The sequence below is a fragment of the Agrobacterium sp. 22-226-1 genome, assembly GCF_053522345.1.
In genome coordinates, this window is sequence record NZ_JBNWCP010000003.1 from 197,841 (window position 1) to 214,744 (window position 16,904).

At 59.3% G+C, this 16,904-nt stretch carries 22 protein-coding genes and 1 riboswitch; of the genes, 13 read left to right on the forward strand and 9 right to left on the reverse strand.

Going from position 1 to position 16,904, the window contains the following annotated elements; genetic code table 11:
* Window positions 1-17: 17 nt before the first annotated feature.
* Together gcvT and ACQZ5K_RS06705 are read right to left on the reverse strand one after the other, a co-directional pair.
* The gene (gcvT, locus tag ACQZ5K_RS06700) at window positions 18-1,157 is read right to left on the reverse strand and encodes a glycine cleavage system aminomethyltransferase GcvT (protein ID WP_448739942.1); all 1,140 of its coding nucleotides are present in this window, start codon (window positions 1,155-1,157) and stop codon (window positions 18-20) included.
* Window positions 1,158-1,312: 155 nt separating this feature from the next.
* Window positions 1,313-1,400, reverse strand: a riboswitch (glycine riboswitch).
* Between the two features lie 124 nt (window positions 1,401-1,524).
* Window positions 1,525-1,710: a DUF3008 family protein gene (locus ACQZ5K_RS06705; protein ID WP_448739943.1), complete on the reverse strand. Its 186-nt coding sequence runs from the start codon at window positions 1,708-1,710 to the stop codon at window positions 1,525-1,527.
* A 173-nt stretch (window positions 1,711-1,883) separates the two neighbouring features.
* Here ACQZ5K_RS06705 and ACQZ5K_RS06710 point away from each other — a divergent pair, with 173 nt between their 5' ends.
* Both ACQZ5K_RS06710 and ACQZ5K_RS06715 read left to right on the forward strand, forming a co-directional pair.
* A complete protein-coding gene (locus ACQZ5K_RS06710; RefSeq protein WP_448739944.1) occupies window positions 1,884-2,264 on the forward strand; it encodes a hypothetical protein in 381 nt (126 codons plus the stop codon).
* Between the two features lie 87 nt (window positions 2,265-2,351).
* Entirely contained in the window at window positions 2,352-3,323 is a 972-nt protein-coding gene (locus ACQZ5K_RS06715) for a copper chaperone PCu(A)C (protein ID WP_448739945.1), read from the forward strand.
* Between the two features lie 236 nt (window positions 3,324-3,559).
* On the opposite strand, the gene ACQZ5K_RS06720 is transcribed toward ACQZ5K_RS06715, so the two are convergent.
* Window positions 3,560-3,862: a hypothetical protein gene (locus ACQZ5K_RS06720; RefSeq protein WP_035239747.1), complete on the reverse strand. Its 303-nt coding sequence runs from the start codon at window positions 3,860-3,862 to the stop codon at window positions 3,560-3,562.
* Between the two features lie 203 nt (window positions 3,863-4,065).
* Here ACQZ5K_RS06720 and crcB point away from each other — a divergent pair, with 203 nt between their 5' ends.
* From crcB to ACQZ5K_RS06750, 6 genes are all read left to right on the forward strand, one after another.
* Complete coding sequence (gene crcB, locus ACQZ5K_RS06725) at window positions 4,066-4,443, forward strand: fluoride efflux transporter CrcB (protein ID WP_003523608.1); 378 nt, start codon at window positions 4,066-4,068, stop codon at window positions 4,441-4,443.
* A gap of 66 nt (window positions 4,444-4,509) precedes the next feature.
* Window positions 4,510-5,499: an RluA family pseudouridine synthase gene (locus ACQZ5K_RS06730; protein WP_035264040.1), complete on the forward strand. Its 990-nt coding sequence runs from the start codon at window positions 4,510-4,512 to the stop codon at window positions 5,497-5,499.
* A 6-nt stretch (window positions 5,500-5,505) separates the two neighbouring features.
* On the forward strand, window positions 5,506-6,174 hold the full coding sequence (locus ACQZ5K_RS06735) for an HAD family hydrolase (RefSeq protein ID WP_448739946.1): 669 nt from the start codon (window positions 5,506-5,508) through the stop codon (window positions 6,172-6,174).
* 29 nt (window positions 6,175-6,203) lie between these two features.
* Window positions 6,204-6,998: an ATP12 family chaperone protein gene (locus ACQZ5K_RS06740; RefSeq protein ID WP_448739947.1), complete on the forward strand. Its 795-nt coding sequence runs from the start codon at window positions 6,204-6,206 to the stop codon at window positions 6,996-6,998.
* Between the two features lie 60 nt (window positions 6,999-7,058).
* A complete protein-coding gene (locus ACQZ5K_RS06745) occupies window positions 7,059-7,547 on the forward strand; it encodes a hypothetical protein (protein ID WP_035264048.1) in 489 nt (162 codons plus the stop codon).
* A gap of 219 nt (window positions 7,548-7,766) precedes the next feature.
* The gene (locus tag ACQZ5K_RS06750) at window positions 7,767-8,156 is read left to right on the forward strand and encodes a RidA family protein (RefSeq protein ID WP_448739948.1); all 390 of its coding nucleotides are present in this window, start codon (window positions 7,767-7,769) and stop codon (window positions 8,154-8,156) included.
* Window positions 8,157-8,216: 60 nt separating this feature from the next.
* Here ACQZ5K_RS06750 and fghA read toward each other — a convergent pair whose 3' ends face one another.
* The 3 genes from fghA to ACQZ5K_RS06765 are packed head-to-tail and all read right to left on the reverse strand — an operon-like array spanning window position 8,217 to window position 10,219.
* Window positions 8,217-9,050: an S-formylglutathione hydrolase gene (gene fghA, locus ACQZ5K_RS06755; RefSeq protein ID WP_448739949.1), complete on the reverse strand. Its 834-nt coding sequence runs from the start codon at window positions 9,048-9,050 to the stop codon at window positions 8,217-8,219.
* A gap of 28 nt (window positions 9,051-9,078) precedes the next feature.
* Window positions 9,079-9,738, reverse strand: a complete 660-nt coding sequence (locus ACQZ5K_RS06760) for a DUF1345 domain-containing protein (protein ID WP_448739950.1) — start codon at window positions 9,736-9,738, stop codon at window positions 9,079-9,081.
* Window positions 9,739-9,763: 25 nt separating this feature from the next.
* Complete coding sequence (locus tag ACQZ5K_RS06765; protein WP_003502698.1) at window positions 9,764-10,219, reverse strand: YaiI/YqxD family protein; 456 nt, start codon at window positions 10,217-10,219, stop codon at window positions 9,764-9,766.
* A gap of 167 nt (window positions 10,220-10,386) precedes the next feature.
* Here ACQZ5K_RS06765 and ACQZ5K_RS06770 point away from each other — a divergent pair, with 167 nt between their 5' ends.
* On the forward strand, window positions 10,387-10,839 hold the full coding sequence (locus tag ACQZ5K_RS06770; RefSeq protein ID WP_448739951.1) for a DUF5680 domain-containing protein: 453 nt from the start codon (window positions 10,387-10,389) through the stop codon (window positions 10,837-10,839).
* Window positions 10,840-10,893: 54 nt separating this feature from the next.
* Here ACQZ5K_RS06770 and ACQZ5K_RS06775 read toward each other — a convergent pair whose 3' ends face one another.
* Complete coding sequence (locus tag ACQZ5K_RS06775; RefSeq protein WP_035217366.1) at window positions 10,894-11,550, reverse strand: peroxiredoxin; 657 nt, start codon at window positions 11,548-11,550, stop codon at window positions 10,894-10,896.
* 244 nt (window positions 11,551-11,794) lie between these two features.
* Between ACQZ5K_RS06775 and ACQZ5K_RS06780 the strand changes: the two genes are divergently transcribed.
* Together ACQZ5K_RS06780 and ACQZ5K_RS06785 are read left to right on the forward strand one after the other, a co-directional pair.
* Complete coding sequence (locus ACQZ5K_RS06780) at window positions 11,795-13,006, forward strand: MFS transporter (RefSeq protein WP_448739952.1); 1,212 nt, start codon at window positions 11,795-11,797, stop codon at window positions 13,004-13,006.
* 105 nt (window positions 13,007-13,111) lie between these two features.
* On the forward strand, window positions 13,112-13,762 hold the full coding sequence (locus ACQZ5K_RS06785) for a glutathione S-transferase family protein (protein WP_142779162.1): 651 nt from the start codon (window positions 13,112-13,114) through the stop codon (window positions 13,760-13,762).
* Window positions 13,763-13,804: 42 nt separating this feature from the next.
* Here the strand turns inward: ACQZ5K_RS06785 and ACQZ5K_RS06790 are convergent, their stop codons facing one another.
* Window positions 13,805-14,242 carry a GNAT family N-acetyltransferase gene (locus ACQZ5K_RS06790; protein ID WP_003523634.1) on the reverse strand — a complete coding sequence of 146 codons (438 nt, stop codon included), beginning with the start codon at window positions 14,240-14,242 and terminating at the stop codon, window positions 13,805-13,807.
* A gap of 148 nt (window positions 14,243-14,390) precedes the next feature.
* The gene (locus ACQZ5K_RS06795) at window positions 14,391-14,531 is read right to left on the reverse strand and encodes a DUF1127 domain-containing protein (RefSeq protein ID WP_080853169.1); all 141 of its coding nucleotides are present in this window, start codon (window positions 14,529-14,531) and stop codon (window positions 14,391-14,393) included.
* Window positions 14,532-14,799: 268 nt separating this feature from the next.
* Between ACQZ5K_RS06795 and ACQZ5K_RS06800 the strand changes: the two genes are divergently transcribed.
* Both ACQZ5K_RS06800 and ACQZ5K_RS06805 read left to right on the forward strand, forming a co-directional pair.
* A complete protein-coding gene (locus ACQZ5K_RS06800) occupies window positions 14,800-15,990 on the forward strand; it encodes an ABC transporter substrate-binding protein (RefSeq protein WP_448739953.1) in 1,191 nt (396 codons plus the stop codon).
* Window positions 15,991-16,011: 21 nt separating this feature from the next.
* A complete protein-coding gene (locus ACQZ5K_RS06805) occupies window positions 16,012-16,884 on the forward strand; it encodes a branched-chain amino acid ABC transporter permease (RefSeq protein WP_035217353.1) in 873 nt (290 codons plus the stop codon).
* The last annotated feature ends 20 nt before the right edge of the window (window positions 16,885-16,904 follow it).

Sequence of the window (16,904 nt, forward strand, 5' to 3'; positions counted from 1 at the left end):
CGGAGATGGGATGAAGATTATCGTTTATAGGTGGGCTTGATGAAGGGCAGGGCGGCGACGGTGACGGGCAGATATTTGCCGCGCACTTCCGCGAAGATCGCCGTGCCGGGAGCGGCGTGGGAAACAGGCACGTAACCCATGGCGACGGGACCTTCGACCGAGGGACCGAAACCGCCCGAGGTCACTTCACCGATCTCCGTCTTGCCTTCGGCATCCGCAAACAGCTTCGAATGGCCGCGCACCGGCGCCTTGCCCTCGGGCTTCAGGCCGACGCGGCGGCGCGAGGTACCGTCTTTCAGTTCGCCGAGAATACGCTCTGCGCCGGGAAAACCGCCCTCTCGGTCGCCGCCAGCGCGGCGCGCTTTCTGGATCGCCCATTCGAGCGAGGCTTCGATGGGGGAGGTCGTGGTGTCGATATCGTTGCCGTAGAGACAAAGGCCGGCTTCGAGGCGCAGGCTGTCGCGCGCACCAAGTCCGATCGGATCGCAATCGGGATGTTCGAGCAGGGCTTTGGCAATTTCTTCGGCCTTGTCGGCCGGCACGGAGATTTCAAAGCCGTCTTCACCGGAATAACCGGAGCGGGAGACGATGCAGGGCACGTCATGCAGCGGCACTTCCTGCACATCCATGAATTTCATTTCCGAGACGCCGGCCCAGAGTTCAGCCAGAACGGCCTCCGCGCGCGGTCCCTGAAGCGCGATGAGCGCCCGGTCATCGAGAAGCGTTATCTCGCAGCTGTCTGAAAGATGCGCCTTCATATGGGCGACGTCGGCATCCTTGCAGGCGGCGTTGACGACGACAAAAAGATGATCGCCGCGATTGGTGATCATCAGGTCGTCGAGAATGCCGCCGTTTTCGTCGGTGAAGAAACCGTAACGCTGGCGGCCTTCCTTCAGGCCGAGAATATCCACCGGCACCAGCTTTTCCAGAGCGATCGCGGCATCTTCATTGTTGCCGGACTTCGCCTTCACGATCACCTGACCCATATGGGACACGTCGAAGAGGCCGGCGGAGGTGCGGGTCTGGAGATGTTCCTTCAGAACGCCGGCGGGATATTGCACCGGCATGTCGTAACCGGCAAAGGGCACCATGCGGGCGCCAAGCGAAATGTGCAGGGAATTGAGCGGCGTGATTTGAAGCTCGGCGGTATCGTCCAAGGACGCCTCCAGGGTTGCGCGAAATATCGCGCGGGCTCAGGTCATGACGCAAAAAAAAGCGCCGGGTTCAAGAGCCCCCTCTGTCCTTGTCGCCTGAGATTGTTATCCCTTCGGCGAGCCGTCCTAATGAAAGGTGGCTTCTCTCCAGAGTTCCGTCGTCACCGCTGGTCCTTTTGCCTGAGAGTTTCCGGGGCGGTTGCTCCTTCGGCACCGCAATGAAGCGGTTTCTCCCAACGATGATGCGACGCTCATTATCTTCGAAGACCCGTTATTGGCAAGGACCAAATGACGCATCTGAACAGATTCTTGCTCCATCTGCGCCATCGGCTTAGCGATCCGGGGCGACAGATGGCCTCAGCAGCTTTCCTCAGTCGGATTTTTTCTCTGGCAGGCCCTTGCGTTTTGTCGATGCGAAATCCTCAAGTTCCTTTTCCGTCATGGACTTATCCATGCTTTTTGAAGCACCTTTTAAACTGGATTTTTTCATTTCTCCGCGTTTGGCCGCCAGTGCGGCGCCCGCCGCTTTCTGCTGGGCCTTCGATTTGGCTGGCATTATCGTGCCTCCCTTGAACGATGGTTGCGGCAGGAAAATGCCCCCTCGCATCTATTGTTCCCTTGCGACGGTCTGGCCTGCGGCAAAATTCCCCTTTGAAATCGGAGAGAAACAGGGATATCGCCTAGAACATGGATGCAAATCGAAAAAGACGGCCGATGGGGATGGAGAAAATGCTTCGCATTTTCTGCGCGACCCTGATGTTGTCCCTCGGTTTCGCCCACAAGCCGGCGCTTGCCGCAGCCCCCGCCGTTGCGCTGGATGAGAGTTACCGGCTGCCGGACGGCAGCTTCGCAGAAATCTGCCTTGGCCATGGCAACGGCGTCAATGCTTCCCATACCAAGGAAGGTCCCGCCCATTCCGGCGACGCCATCCTGTTTTGCGAGGCCTGCCTCCTCGCCTCGTCAATTCTTCTGCCGATGCCCGATACGGCTGGCTGGCTGAAGACTGAATTTGCCTGGCTCGACAATCGCCTGTCTGCGGAATGGAGCTTCCGCTCCGTGCTGACGATCCAGAAGCCCGCCGCGCGCGGCCCGCCATCCCTGTCCGCCTGATTTTTCGTTTTACGGGATCATCGCCGCCTTTGGCGGCACGGAGCGGCTGCGCGGACCCAGAGGGATAGCAGTCGCAGGGACAAGCAAATGAAAACCACCAAGATCATCGCCTGCAGCCTTTTCGTCGCCTCGGTTTCGACCGCGCAGGCTTTCGCCCACGCCACATTCGTTGACGGTTCCGCCGAACAGGAAAGCACCGTCGTTGCCGCCCTCCAGGTGCCGCATGGCTGCGAAGGCGGGCTCGCCACCACCGAAGTTCAGATCAAGCTGCCGGAAGGATTCATTTCCGCCAAGCCCCAGCCCAAGGTTGGCTGGGAGCTGGAGGTCATCAAGGGAGACTACCAGAAGGCCTACAAGAACCACGGCAAGGAGATTAAAAGCGGACCGGTCGAAATCCGCTGGAAGGGCGGCAACCTGCCGGATGAATTCTACGACACCTTCGCCGTGCAGGGAAAAATCTCCGGTATAGAGGCGGGGCAGGACCTGCCATTCAAGGTAACGCAGCTCTGCGGCGACAAGGGCAAGGTTTCCTGGGACGAAGTGGCAGCGGCCGGCGTCGATCCGCATTCCCTGAAAAGTCCCGCTCCCACCATTCGCGTTGCCACAAAGTCCGCACATGCCGGCGGCCATGATCACTCGGCCATGGATATGGATGTCGTAAAAGCCGGCAGCCTCGAAGTGTCGGACGGAACGACAAAGGCCATGCTGCCGGGCCAGCCCGTGGGCGGTGGATACGTGACGATCAAGAATGCCGGCGATAGCGACGACAAGCTGATCGGCGTTGAATCGTCATCCGCCGGACGTGCTGAAATCCATGAGATGGCCATGGTCAACGACGTCATGAAAATGCGCAAGCTGGATGACGGCATCGTCATTCCCGCCGGCCAGACGGTGGAGCTGAAGCCCGGCGGCCTGCATATGATGTTCTTCGATGTGAAGAAGCCCTTTGCCGAAGGCGACAAGGTGCCGGTAACGCTCATCTTCGAAAAGGCCGGCAAGGTGGAGATCGTGCTGTCCGCAGGCGCAGCCAAGGGCGGCGGCGACCACCAGCATAATTGACCGATGAAAAACGGCTACCGGAACGCGTGACAGGTCCGGTAGCCGCAAATTTTCATCTATCGTGTTGTTCTTCAGCGCCGTGGCGGAAAAGCAGGATGGCATTCGCCCACGTGATTTTCCGGAACTCGGTCGCAAATCTCTAGACGATCAGTCTGACACCAGGCTGAATGCGGGGATTCCGCCTATATGGCGAGAAACTGAAGAACGACATTAAAATATCTATATATCCACCTGATCTATAAATTACTTTCAGATTTTGATGTGAAGCTGTTTTCCTCGTAAGCCTCCACGGCCTGCTCCAGTGTCGCCTGTGGCTCCTGGCGCTGGCTGCTTGCTATCAGGAAATAGAGGGTGAGGGCCGGCGGCTTGATCGTCGTCATCAGGCCCCTGAGCTGGAAGTCATCCCCGTGTTCGGCCTTGCGCGCCAGTTCGTGAATGGCCTCTTCAACCTCGCTCTTGCGCGGCACGCGTTGCGGCGGCTTCATGGCCTCCAGCGCATAGGCCGCTGTATTCGCGGAAACGGAAAGAACCTGTGTCATCGAACCTCCGGCCATCTTCGCCGACCCTGAAAAACCGGAGATTAACAGCTGCCCATTGTTGGAAGGCTAAATCGCACAGCTGCAATTTAATCGTATTTTAACAGCCGAAAGCGCCGGGCAAAGGGGTTTCGCCGGCGGTTCCCATGGTCTAAAAATGTCCTGGACCGTCCGGTCCGACGATTTCTTCCGGAGACACATTCCCCATGATCAATATCGCCCTTGTCGCTGCAGGCGGCGCAATCGGTTCCGTGTTCCGTTATCTGGTCGGGGTCTGGAGCATGCGGTTGGCCGGACCGAATTTTCCCTGGGGAACCCTTGCCGTCAATGTGGTCGGATCTTTCCTGATCGGTCTGCTGGTCGAGCTTGTGGCGCGGAGGCTGAACGCCTCGATGGAAATGCGCCTGTTTCTCGTCACCGGCGTGCTCGGCGGGTTCACCACATTCTCGTCCTTCTCGCTCGACGCGGTCGCGCTGTTCGAACGCGGCGCGCTCGGGCTATCGGCCGTTTACGTGCTTGCAAGCCTTGCGGTTTCCATTGCCGCGGTTTTCGCCGGGCTGGCCTTGGGCCGCAGTTTGTTCTAAAGGCTTGGTCCAAACGGCGCGCCGACGAGTAGGGCGCGCGATCAGGACAGAAAGACTGGAAATTTCATGGCAGGTATCGAGCATATCAAGGTCGGGGCCGACGAGGCCGGTATGCGCCTCGATCGCTGGTTCAAGATTCATTATCCGGGACTTGGTTTCGGGCAGTTGCAGAAGCTTCTGCGCTCCGGCCAGGTGCGTGTGGATGGCGGCCGGGTGAAGACGGATGCACGCGTGCAGCCGGGACAGATGGTGCGCGTTCCGCCGGTCGATTCCGATCTCAAGGTCAAGAGCGGCCCGATCGGATCGAAAGACCTCAAACATTCCGAAGACGGCGAGCTTCTGGCGCGCATGCTCCTGCATGAAGACGACAAGGTCTTCGTTTTCAACAAGCCGGCCGGCATTGCCGTGCAGGGCGGCTCCGGCGTCACCCGTCATATTGACGGCCTGCTGGAAGCCTGGACCAATCAGAAAGGCGAAAAGCCGCGTCTGGTGCACCGCCTCGACCGCGATACGTCGGGCGTACTTGTGGTTGCCCGCACCCGCGGCGCTGCGCAGAAGCTGACCGCCGCCTTCCGCGAACGCGATACCAAGAAGACCTATTGGGCGCTGGTCAAGGGCGTGCCGCGCAAGCATCAGGACAAGATTTCCACCTGGCTGGTCAAGGAACAGACCATGGATGGCGATCGCATGCGTATCGCCAAGCATGGCGAGGAGGGGGCCGATCACGCCGTTTCCTATTACCGCGTCATCGATACCGCCGCGCAGAACCTCGCCTGGCTGGAGATGGAACCCTATACCGGCCGCACCCATCAGCTTCGCGTTCACGCGCTGCATATGGGCCACCCGATCATCGGCGATCCGAAATATTATATCGACGATCCGAACTGGGATTTCCCGGGCGGCATCCAGAAGCGCCTGCATCTCCACGCACGCCATATCGACATTCCGCATCCGAATGGCGGCCGGCTTCGGGTCAGCGCACCCCTGCCGCCGCATATGGTGCAGACCTGGAACCTGCTCGGTCTCGACGTGGCCGATGGCGATAGGGAAGACTGAGAGCCCATGAAACTGGTTCTTTTCGATTGCGACGGCACGCTGGTGGATAGCGCCGGCCTGATCCATGCCGTCATGTCCGATACCTTCGCTGATTTCGGCAAACCGCGCCCCGATATCTCCGAAACCAAGGCGATCATCGGTCTGACGCTGGATATCGCCATCGCCCGCATGCTGGGCAAGGCGCATGTGGATGATGAAGCGAAGGCGATGACGGAACGTTACAGGGAAATCTATCATCCCCTGCGGGAGCGGCCGGAAATGACCGTGCCGCTTTTCGACGGTATCGCCACGCTGATCGATACGCTTTCGAAACGCGACGATGTGCTGATCGGCGCAGTGACAGGCAAGGGCCGGCGCGGGCTTATCCATATCCTGCAGACCCACGGCCTTGCCGATCACTTCATCGTTTCGCGCACGGCGGATGATTGCCCCTCCAAGCCGCATCCGGCCATGGTGATGGAATGCTGCCATGAAACCGGCATGGTTCCGGCCGATACTGCCGTTATCGGCGATGCGATCTACGACATGCAGATGGCCAAGGCTGCGGGCGCGAAAGCAATCGGCGTCGCCTGGGGTTATGCCTCGGTCGACGATCTCTGGAAGGCGGGCGCGGATGCGGTTGTCAGCCACCCGCGCGAAATTCCGGCCTATGTTCCGGCCGATATTCTTGAATAACCTTTTCTATCGACTGACGAGGACGTGCCATGCGTGATCTCCTGAACGACCTTTCGGAGGGTCTGAGCCATCCCGACCCGATCCTGCGCGCGCAGATCCAGATGCAGAAACCCCTGCCGAAGCGGTTCTACAAGGATGTCAACGTCGGCGAGGCGGAAGAGGGCGGTTTCACCATCCTTCTCGATGGCAAGCCGCTGCGCACCCCCGCCAAGAAGCCGCTGACCGTCCCGACGCGCGCGCTCGCGGAACTGCTTCGCGACGAGTGGGATGCCCAGAAAGAAGTGGTCAATCCGGTGGTCATGCCCGTTTCCCGGCATGTGAACACGGCCATTGATGGCGTCGCCAACGACACTCAGGCGGTTTTCGAAGACATACTGCGTTTTTCCTCTTCCGATCTCCTCTGCTATCGCGCCGGCGATCCGGAAGCGCTGGTTGCGCGGCAGACGGACCATTGGGATCCGGTTCTGGACTGGGCGGCCAATGTGCTCGGAGCGCGCTTCATTCTCGTCGAAGGCGTGATGCATCAGGACCAGCCGCGCGAAGCCATCGCGGCTTTTGCGGTAACGCTGAAGAAATACGATACACCGATTGCGCTTGCCGCTCTTCACACCATGACGTCGCTGACCGGCTCCGCCATTTTGGCGCTGGCGCTGGCGGAAGGGGAGCTGACGCTGGAGGAAGCCTGGGCGCTTGCCCATCTGGACGAGGACTGGACCGCCGAGCAATGGGGCGAGGACGAGGAGGCGCTGGAGCGCCGCGCCGTCAGGCTTGTCGACATGCGCGCGGCACTCAATGTTCTGGAGTCCCTGAAGAGCGCGCCTTAACGCTTTTCTAACCCTGATGATCGAATATGCGGTTACCTCACGTTAGGGGAGCCGCTGATCATGACCACCTCGTTGAAACGCCTTGGCATTCTTGTGCTGGCGTGTTTCACGCTGATGTCTTTCAGGCTGGAACCGGAAGCGACCAATACCGACCGCCTGCTTTACGATGTGCGCGGCGCATTCGTCGCCGCACGCCCGGATGTCGCTCCGGCGCTGATGCAGTCCATTCATGCGCAGGTGCAGAATGCGATCAAGACCACGGCGCGTGGAGAAACCCGGCCGCGCGTGGTACTGACCATTCGCCTCGCATCCGTTACACGCGGCCCGTTCCTGTTCGGGGAAAGGGCGTCGGCCAAAGTCATCGTCCGCGCCGCAGCCGTCGCGACGGGAGAGGTGATCGCGGAAGCCAAATTCACCGCCACCGTCGTCAGCTTCGATAATCAGTCGATAGAGCAGGAACTTGCCTATGGTGTCGCCGAACGCGTGATCCGCGAATTCAGGCTGAACCGGCCCGGCCCGACGACGCTGGCGACGGCTCTGTTTCCATAAGCAGGACACAAAAGGCGACGCGTGACGCCTATTTGTCCGCATTTCAGGCGCATCCTCGGTGCTCTAAAATTCACATACGTTGCGTATATGTAATTGAAATGCGGCGCGTATGTAACTATCTGGCATACGTAACGTATGTAAATGGGCGTCCGAAGCCTTCTTTTAGAAAGAGCAACGCTTCTCGCGTCCATGACCACTCAGCCAAAAGAGAGATGCACAATGACCGCACGCGAAGCAATTTTCCCCGCTAACAGGCATGCCCTTTACGAGGAGCATGGCTATTCCGCAGCTATCCGATCCGGTGACCTTCTTTTCGTTTCCGGCCAGGTCGGCAGCCGTGCCGATGGAACGCCTGAACCTGATTTTGAACGTCAGGTCCGGCTGGCCTTTGAAAACCTCAAGGCCACACTTGCGGCGGCGCGCTGCACCTTCGACGATATCGTGGATATAACGACGTTCCATACGGATCCGGAAAACCAGTTCGGAACGATTATGGCAGTGAAACAGGAGATTTTCAGCCAAAAGCCTTACCCGAACTGGACCGCTGTCGGCGTCAACTGGCTTGCCGGTTTCGATTTCGAGATCAAGGTCATTGCCCGCATCCCGTAATGTCAGGTTAAATCCGAAACGGCGGCGCTTACAGGGCGCCGCCAGCCTGCTTCTCCATCCTTATCCCAGCCGCTCCGCATGCCACTTCAAATGGTCATCCATGAAGGTGGAAATGAAATAATAGGAGTGGTCGTAGCGCTCATGCATGCGCAGCGTCAGGCCGATATCCGTGCCCTTGATCGCTTCTTCGAACAACCAGGGGCGCAGGCCCTTTTCAAGGAAACTATCGGCTTTGCCCTGATCGATCAGGAACTCGGGAAAACGCGCGCCGTCCTCGACCAGCGCACAGGCGTCGCATTGACGCCATGCGGCCTTATCCGTACCGAGGTATTTTTCCAGCGCCTGCTCGGACCAGTCGGCCGAAGAGGGAGCTACTATCGGCGCAAAGGCGGAGCAGCTCTTGAAACGCTCGGGGTTCTTCAGCGCAATGGTCATCGCGCCATGGCCGCCCATCGAATGGCCGAAAATGCCCTGGCGGCTCATATCCGCACGGAAATGCTGGCCGATGAGGGCGGGCAGTTCTTCCGTCACATAGCTGTACATCCGATAGTGCTCGGACCAGGGCTCCTCCGTGGCATCGAGATAAAATCCGGCGCCCTTGCCCATCTGCCAGTTGGTCAGCTCATCCGGCACATCATTGCCGCGCGGACTGGTATCCGGGCAGACGATGATCAGCCCGAGTTCGGAGGCCATGCGGCGATACTCGCCCTTCTCCATGACATTGGCATGGGTGCAGGTAAGGCCGGAAAGATACCACAGGACGGGGCAGGGCTCATGGATCGCCTTCGGCGGCACATAAACCGCAAAGCTCATCTCAGATTTCAGGGTTTCGGATGTGTGCGAAAATACGCCCTGCATGCCGCCAAAGGCCGTATTTTGCGAAATAATGTTCATGAAGCCATTCCTTGTGAAATTTCCCGGTTCAGCCCGCAAGCGAGACGGCTGCATTGACTGCCGCCGCCACCAGAACCGTATTGAAGAAGAAAGAAACGATGGAGTGCAGCAGCGTGACCTTGCGCATGGCGGTCGTGGTTATCCCCACATCCGACGTCTGCGCCGTCATGCCGATCACTACGGCGAAATAGAGAAAGTCGTAACCGCAGGGTTCCTTCGTGCCCGGAAAATCCATGCCGCCGCGATGCTGGCGTTTGCCGTCCACCATGGCCGGCCGCCAGTAAAGATGGGCGTAATGCAGGGCGGTCATGGTGTGGATGGTGAGCCAGCCGAAGATCACCGAGGCGAAGGCGATGAGCAGCGCCCAGACCGTCTCGCCCGTATGGTTGAGGGCCTGAAATAGCGATACCACCGCGACGGCAACGGCAAGCAGCGTAACGGCGATGATGGCGACCGCAGGCAGATCGTCGCTATCGGCATGGGCCTTAAGGTGCTGCGCCGTCAGGCCCGACAGGCGAAAGGCAATCAGGGTGAGATAGGTCAGGAAGAACAGAACGGCCGCGATCTCTATCGCCAGCGGCGGCGCAAAAACCAGCGCCAGGCCAAGGCTCACGGCGCCGACCAAAAAAGCAATGACGAAAGGTTGGTGGCGGCGATAGCTGTTGCTTTTCATATTGGCCGGGGTCATGGGCGGCACCTTTCCGTTGGCGCCGTCATTTTTTGACACGGCGGCAGAAACGGTCAAGCGTCTCCAGAAAAGCCGAGCGGTCACGCGGTGAAAAAGCCGCATTATATCCCTTGCTTTCACCGGTTTCGCGCAGATGCGCGCCAAGATCGCGCATTGCTGTCGCCATCCCGATATTCGACTGGTCGAAAACGCGGCCCGTCGGCCCGGTCACCAGCGCACCCTTGGCGACGCAGCGGCCGGCCAACGGCACGTCGGCGGTGATGACGATATCGTTCTCACCGGCATGATCGGCGATCCAGTCGTCCGCCGCGTCGAAACCGGCCGATACGATGACGTTTTTCACCATGGGATCGCGCGATGGCCGCAGACCGGAATTGGCAACGAAGGTCACTTCCAGCCCATGCCGCTCCGCCACCTTGAGAATCTCCGGCTTCACGGGGCAGGCATCGGCATCGACATAGATTTGCGGGTTTTGCGGCATGGGCACTCTTTTTGAGATAATTCCTGTCACGCTTCTAAGCGCAAACGCCGCGATTACCAAGCCCGCCATTGCTGAAATGCGGGGTCGATGCCGGGTAGGGGCGGCACTTGCGACCACCCTGAAAATCGCCTATGTTCACTTTATGTTCTTATCCCGAAAGGTTTCCCATGCTGGAAGAGTTCATCGTGCAGGCGAAGTCCGCCACCTATGTCGGCGGCGGCAACAAATCCGCGACGCCCACCCGCAAGGGATCGCACGATCTCGGTTATCAGAGCGGCGACTGGCACTATATCGACAGCTATTTCGGGGGAACCGATTTCATCGGCCAGGAGGTCGTCTGGCATCAGGGAACGGCGGTGTGGGCGATGAGTTATTACGGCCGCATCCTCCGGCCCGACATGATCGACGGCGCCACGGCCGGCATGGTCATTCAGCGGTCGCTTTCCACGCTCTATCGTCAGGGCCGGTTCCTTGGCGGCTTCACCCACCCGGTGGAAAATCTGGTCTATGTCGATACGAATGAAGGTGAATTCCGGTCCTTCACCGGGATCGAGCGCATTTACCGGGGCCATGTCGAGACGTACCGGCTTGACTATCATGGCGGGATCATAAAGCCATGAGAGATGCGGCTGGATGGGACGATGATGTTTCACCGCCCCATCACAGGCTTCAAATCAGCCGGGCTGCTTGGTCTTGCGCAGATAGGGAAGAACCGTGTCGTAGGAGCCGAAACGGGCGATCGCATCTTCGTTGGAGACGGCCGCGGTGATGATGACATCCTCGCCCTGCTTCCAGTTGGCCGGGGTCGCCACCTGATGTTTGGATGTGAGCTGGATGGAATCGATCGCGCGAAGAATTTCCTCGAAGTTGCGGCCGGTGGTCATGGGGTAGGTGAGAACCAGCTTGATCTTCTTGTCGGGACCGATGACGAAGACGGAGCGCACGGTGGCGTTGTCGGCAGGCGTGCGGCCTTCAGAACTGTCGCCAGCGCCAGCGGGCAGCATGTCATAGAGCTTGGCGACCTTCAGGTCCTTGTCGCCGATCAGCGGATAATCGACGTTGAAACCGGTCGCGGTGCGAATATCGTTCTTCCATTTTTCATGGCTTTCGACCGGATCGACGGAAATACCGATGATCTTGACGCCACGCTTTTCGAACTCCGGCTGCAGGCCGCCCATCGCGCCGAGTTCCGTCGTGCAGACCGGCGTGAAGTTCTTCGGATGCGAAAACAGGACCGCCCAGCCGTCGCCGATCCAGTCGTGGAAGCTCACCGGACCATGGGTGGTCTCGGCGGTGAAGTCGGGTGCTATGTCGTTGATACGCAGGCTCATCTGATGTTTTCTCCCTAATGATTTGAACTGAAAACTGATGGTTCTCGGCAATCCGTGTCCGGCGCTGGAGCTTAGAGTTTTTGCATGAAATGGCCAGCCCTTTCATCGGGCTTCGGCGGTATTTGCTTCAGCCCCACAGAGATTTGATTGCCCTGATTTTCCCTGTTTGTCGCGGTTGCACGATATCCGCACGGTTGATTGTTTCAGGGGGACATGATTATTCCAGAGACGATCGGGGGGCATCATGACGACTTCTTCTGCGCCTGTTTCCGCGACGGTTCGGGCACGCATTCCAGCGACGGTCTGGGTGCTCGGCATCGTTAGCCTTCTGATGGATATTTCTTCGGAAATGGTGCAGACGCTGCTGCCCTATTATCTCGTTTCCGGTCTCGGCGCTTCCGCGGTCACTGTCGGTTTCATCGAGGGCATGTCGGTTGCCATCGCCACCACGACCAAGCTGTTTTCCGGGATTATCGCGGACTGGACGAGGCGGCGGAAAATGCTCGCCGTGCTTGGATACGGTCTCGGCGCAATCTCGAAACTCGCCTTTCCCTTCGCCACCTCGCTTGGCTGGATCGTCGCTGCCAAGGCGGTGGACCGGGTCGGAAAGGGCATTCGTGGAACGCCGCGCGACGCCCTTATTGCCGATGTGACGCCGCCTGAAATTCGTGGCGCCGCATTCGGGCTCAGAAAGTCGCTCGATACGGTCGGCGGCTTCATCGGGCCGCTGGCGGCCATCGGGCTGATGTTCGCGCTCAGCGAAAATGTGCTCGCCATTTTCTGGATCGCGGTCATTCCCGCTTTCCTTGCGGTGTTCATCCTCATCGCCGGTGTGAAGGAGCCGGATGCGCCCGCAAGACCGAAAGCCGAAAAGCCATTCCGGCTTGCCGATTTTGCGAAACTCAATCGGGCGGTCTGGATCGTCATCATCGCGGCGTCGCTCCTGACCTTCGCGCGTTTCAGCGAAGCATTCCTGTTGCTGAAATCCGAAGAGGCAGGATTCCGGCCGGCATGGATACCGATCACGATGGTCATCATGCATGCCGTCTATGGCCTGACAGCCTATCCCGCCGGCCGGCTTTCGGACAGGATCGGCCGCTCAGGGATTATCGCGGCGAGCGTGGCCGTGCTGGTGGCCTCTTATCTGGCGCTCGCTTTTGCCAATTCCATTCCGCTGTTCCTGTTCGGCATTCTTCTGTGGGGCCTGCATATGGGCCTGTCGCAGGGTCTGCTCGCAGCCCTGATTGCGGAAACGGCGCCGCCACATCTCAAGGGAACGGCCTTCGGCATCTTCAATCTGATGACAGGTCTGGCGGTACTGGTCGGCAACGTCATCGCCGGCTTGCTGTGGGACCTCCATGGTTCCTTCGGCACCTTCCTGGCGGGCGCCGCACTGTCTTTTACCGCATTACCGGTGTTGATCTGGGTGTCCCGTCGAAAGCGCGCCGCCGCCTGAGCCTGTGCCGAAAACACGACGACGTTGTTTTCGCTCATCCCAGCGCATAGTGTGACGCAACGTCAGGCGACAGCATTCCGGGGTGGGGAGTGATGGAGAACAGCAATGACAATCACCATTACCGCTTTTGAACGCTCGCCCGATGGCGGCAAGGGTCTCGCCCGCGACATGCGCGTCCGCTGGGCACTCGAAGAAGTGGGCCAGCCCTATGACGTCCGCCTTCTTTCCTTCAAGGCGATGCGGGAACCGGCGCATCTGGCGCTTCAACCCTTCGGGCAGATCCCGACCTATGAGGAGGGCGATCTCGTCCTCTTCGAATCCGGTGCGATCATATTCCATATAGCCGAACACCATGCCGGCCTGTTACCACAGGATGCGGATGCGCGGGCGCGCGCAATCATGTGGATGTTCGCCGCGCTCAGCACCATGGAACCGCCCATCGTCGAGCATTTTGTCACCGGTTTTCTCGAAAGGGACAAAAGCTGGCACGGAGAGCGCCTGCAGATCGTCGATGAACGTATCCGCAAGCGGCTTGGCGAATTGTCCAGCCGACTGGGGAAGGCCGAGTGGCTCGACGGCGCATTCAGCGCCGGCGATCTGTTGATGATATCGGTGCTGCAACGGATAAAGAGTTCGGGAATTCTCGATGAATACGCAAATCTCGCGGCCTATGTCGCCCGCGGCGAGGCGCGTCCCGCCTATAAACGCGCCTTTGCCGATCAGTTGGCGATTTTCAAAGCTGCATCGAACGGCTGAACCGCATCGACCGGAGGGACCCTCGCTGCGGACTGCCTGCGATCAAGCCGAGGTGCTGACGCGATAGGCCATTCCGAGCGACCTCGGCGCGGTCTCCTTGAAACCGAATTTTTCGTATAGCCTGTTTGCCGGCACATCGGCGATCAGGCTGACATAGGCCGAAGCGGGAAGCTCGCTCTTCACATGGCTCATCAGCGCATCCATGACCGCCTTGCCCAAGCCCCGGCCCTGATGGGCGGGATCGACGGCAATGTCCACGACCTGAAAAAAGCAGCCGCCATCACCGATCAGCCGGCCCATGCCGATGGCGGAACCCGCATGCAGAACCAGCACGGAGAAGACCGTGCCCTGCAAACCCTTCTCCGCCGCCTCTCGTGAGAAGGGGCTTAGCCCGGCCACGGCGCGAAGGCGCAGATAGTCCTCGACAGACGGGATTTGCGCAACGACGGAATATTCGGGGGAATAATCGGGGTGGTTCATTCAACTCTCCTCTTGGCCGCGCTCTGAAAGCGCCGCCCAATATGTGGAGAAGAGTTCTACAGGAGCTTTACCGATTCTGAGGCGCAATTTTCAGCACCTGAAGACCGTGCTGCGCGCCGACGCCCATGAAGGCGACCGTTTCTGCCTGTTAGCGGCGGCCTTCCACGGCGGAACGGATATGTGAGCGGCTGACGCCGATATCGGAAAGGCTTCTGTCATCGAGCGCGCTCAGTTCGGCCACGGCGCGACGGTTGCGGAAATAGTTTCGAACGGTTTCGTGAAGTTTCATTTTCATGGTTTCCAGTGATGAAGTTGCATAAAATATGCCCATTCTGACGCGAAAAATACAGGCATTTGCCTGCATGGAAGACATGCAAAAATCGAAACCCGACGTCTGGATAGGGGGAAACAACTGCCGGCATAAGGAAACGCTATAGCGGCAGAAAGGACTTGTGTTGGCAAAATATCCGGCGATGAACCTACTCTGCCTGAAAGATTAGCATGAAAAGCTCGCCCGGCCAAAGCCGGAACAGATAAATCCGAAAAGGAGTGGGAACATGAAAAACGGTATTACTCGCAGACTTCTACTGGTTTCCGCAGCGGTCGCTCCGATCCTGAGCCTGTCGCCGGCGCTCTCCGCCGCAGCTTATGCGGCCGACACGATAAGGCTCGGCCTCGTCGCGCCGATGAGCGGCCCGAATGCGCGCTACGGCGCCTTCTCCATGCATGGCGCAGAACTCGCGGTAAAGGACATCAACGCGGCCGGCGGTATCAACGGCCAGCAGATCGAACTTTTCAACGCCGACAGCCAGGGCACGCCGGTCGAAGGTGTTTCGGCCACCCGCCGCCTGATCGATCAGGACGAGGTGGATTTCGTCATCGGCGATGTCTCCAGCTCCGTGACGCTCGCCATGCAGCCTGTCGCCGAAGATGCCGAGGTTCTGCTGCTGAACGCCGCGTCCTCCAACCCGAAGATCACCTATCAGGCGGGTGTGGGCGGTTTCAAATGGACATTCCGCAACTATCCGACGGATGAGAACCGTGCGCTTGTCGTGGCGAAATACGCCGCCGAACAGCGTGGTTTCACGAAGTTCGCCGTCCTGTCGGTCGATAGCGACTACGGCCGCTCCGCCATCACCTTCACCAAGAAATACCTGCCGGACTTCAAGGGCGAAATTCTGAGCGAGGATTATTACAAGGAGGGCGAGGTCGACTTCCGCAGCGTGCTGGCAAAGATCCGCGATAACGGCGCGCAGGCGATCATCATGTATGGTCTCGCCGATACCACGCCGATCGTTGCCCGCCAGATGCTGGAACTCGGCCTTGCCGGCAAGGTCGTGCTGATCGGCAACGGTGAATTCAACACCGAAAAGACGATCAAATCCGCGCCGAAAGCCATGGAAGGCGCCGTGGAAGCCGCCGCCTGGCTGCCGCAGTTCGATAGTCCGGCCAGCAAGGCCTTCGTCGAGAAATTCACCGCCACCTACAAGGAAGCGCCGAACAATCACGCCTATGTGCATTGGGATACCGTCAACCTGCTCGCCCAGGCGATCAAGGAAGCCGGAAGCGCTGATCGCAATGCGGTGCGCGAGGCGCTCTCCAGGATCAAGTACAAGAGCCCGGTCGGCGAAGTGACCTTCGACGATCACAATCAGGCGCGCCTTCCGATGATCCTTCTCCAGATCGAGAACGGCAAGCCCAGCATTAAGGGCGCTTATACGGCGGAAATCCAGTACCCTGTGAACTGACAGACCGGGAGGGGTACAGCCATGTTCTCGACAATTCTCGAGCAAGTCGTAAACGGGATCGTCACCGGTTCCGTCTACGCGATCGTCGCCGTCGGCATGACCATGATTTTCGGGGTGCTGAGAGCCATCAACTTCGCTCATGGCGAATATTACATGCTCGGAACCTTCGGGGCGTGGTTCGCCATCGATTATCTCGGCCTTTCCTATGAGGCTTCGATCGTCGTCGGCGTGCTTTCCACCGTGGTCGTGGCCTATGTGGTCGGCCAGCTGGTGATGCGCAGAATGGTGGGAGCGCCGGCGGAGTCCGGCGTTCTCGCCACCCTCGGCATCGCGCTGATCCTGCAAAACACGATCATTTTCGTCTTCGGCGGCGGCTACAAGTTTTTCGCCGGCGGTTATATCGAGCCGATTTCCATTCTCGGCTTCACGCTGGCGCAGCAGCGCGTGCTCATCCTCGTCGTCTGCCTCATCGTCTTCGTCGGTCTGGAACTCATGGTCACCTATAGCCGTCTCGGCATGGCGATGCGGGCGGTCTCGCAGAATGTCGAATGCTGCGGCGTGGTCGGCATCGATGTGTCGCAGGTCGTGTTGCGCACCTTCATCCTGGGCGCCGCGCTCGCCGCACTTTCGGGCGTTCTGACCGCGCCGGTCAATGTCAGCGTCTATGGCGGCATGGGGGAACTCATCACCTTCAAGACCCTGCCGATCATCATCATGGGCGGGCTTGGAAATGTGCGGGGAACCTTCTTCGCGGCCATGATCCTCGGCATCGCCGAAAGCCTCGTCGCCACATATGTCGGGCTGCAATTCCGCGACACGGTGGGTTTCGCAACGCTGATCCTGATGCTGATGTGGCGTCCGCACGGCCTGTTTTCGACGCAGGCGCGCTTTTAGAAGCCGCGCTAGCCGAATTT

Bases quoted from the DNA above. Each gene is read 5' to 3' on its own strand.
- ACQZ5K_RS06760 (WP_448739950.1), bottom strand. From the start codon at position 9,738: ATGACCCCGGCCAATATGAAAAGCAACAGCTATCGCCGCCACCAACCT.
- ACQZ5K_RS06715 (WP_448739945.1), top strand. From the start codon at position 2,352: ATGAAAACCACCAAGATCATCGCCTGCAGCCTTTTCGTCGCCTCGGTT.
- ACQZ5K_RS06800 (WP_448739953.1), top strand. From the start codon at position 14,800: ATGAAAAACGGTATTACTCGCAGACTTCTACTGGTTTCCGCAGCGGTC.
- crcB (WP_003523608.1), top strand. From the start codon at position 4,066: ATGATCAATATCGCCCTTGTCGCTGCAGGCGGCGCAATCGGTTCCGTG.
- ACQZ5K_RS06805 (WP_035217353.1), top strand. From the start codon at position 16,012: ATGTTCTCGACAATTCTCGAGCAAGTCGTAAACGGGATCGTCACCGGT.
- ACQZ5K_RS06740 (WP_448739947.1), top strand. From the start codon at position 6,204: ATGCGTGATCTCCTGAACGACCTTTCGGAGGGTCTGAGCCATCCCGAC.
- ACQZ5K_RS06730 (WP_035264040.1), top strand. From the start codon at position 4,510: ATGGCAGGTATCGAGCATATCAAGGTCGGGGCCGACGAGGCCGGTATG.
- ACQZ5K_RS06750 (WP_448739948.1), top strand. From the start codon at position 7,767: ATGACCGCACGCGAAGCAATTTTCCCCGCTAACAGGCATGCCCTTTAC.
- ACQZ5K_RS06710 (WP_448739944.1), top strand. From the start codon at position 1,884: ATGCTTCGCATTTTCTGCGCGACCCTGATGTTGTCCCTCGGTTTCGCC.
- fghA (WP_448739949.1), bottom strand. From the start codon at position 9,050: ATGAACATTATTTCGCAAAATACGGCCTTTGGCGGCATGCAGGGCGTA.
- ACQZ5K_RS06775 (WP_035217366.1), bottom strand. From the start codon at position 11,550: ATGAGCCTGCGTATCAACGACATAGCACCCGACTTCACCGCCGAGACC.
- ACQZ5K_RS06735 (WP_448739946.1), top strand. From the start codon at position 5,506: ATGAAACTGGTTCTTTTCGATTGCGACGGCACGCTGGTGGATAGCGCC.
- ACQZ5K_RS06770 (WP_448739951.1), top strand. From the start codon at position 10,387: ATGCTGGAAGAGTTCATCGTGCAGGCGAAGTCCGCCACCTATGTCGGC.
- ACQZ5K_RS06720 (WP_035239747.1), bottom strand. From the start codon at position 3,862: ATGACACAGGTTCTTTCCGTTTCCGCGAATACAGCGGCCTATGCGCTG.
- ACQZ5K_RS06745 (WP_035264048.1), top strand. From the start codon at position 7,059: ATGACCACCTCGTTGAAACGCCTTGGCATTCTTGTGCTGGCGTGTTTC.
- ACQZ5K_RS06790 (WP_003523634.1), bottom strand. From the start codon at position 14,242: ATGAACCACCCCGATTATTCCCCCGAATATTCCGTCGTTGCGCAAATC.
- ACQZ5K_RS06780 (WP_448739952.1), top strand. From the start codon at position 11,795: ATGACGACTTCTTCTGCGCCTGTTTCCGCGACGGTTCGGGCACGCATT.
- ACQZ5K_RS06785 (WP_142779162.1), top strand. From the start codon at position 13,112: ATGACAATCACCATTACCGCTTTTGAACGCTCGCCCGATGGCGGCAAG.
- ACQZ5K_RS06765 (WP_003502698.1), bottom strand. From the start codon at position 10,219: ATGCCGCAAAACCCGCAAATCTATGTCGATGCCGATGCCTGCCCCGTG.
- ACQZ5K_RS06705 (WP_448739943.1), bottom strand. From the start codon at position 1,710: ATGCCAGCCAAATCGAAGGCCCAGCAGAAAGCGGCGGGCGCCGCACTG.
- ACQZ5K_RS06795 (WP_080853169.1), bottom strand. From the start codon at position 14,531: ATGAAACTTCACGAAACCGTTCGAAACTATTTCCGCAACCGTCGCGCC.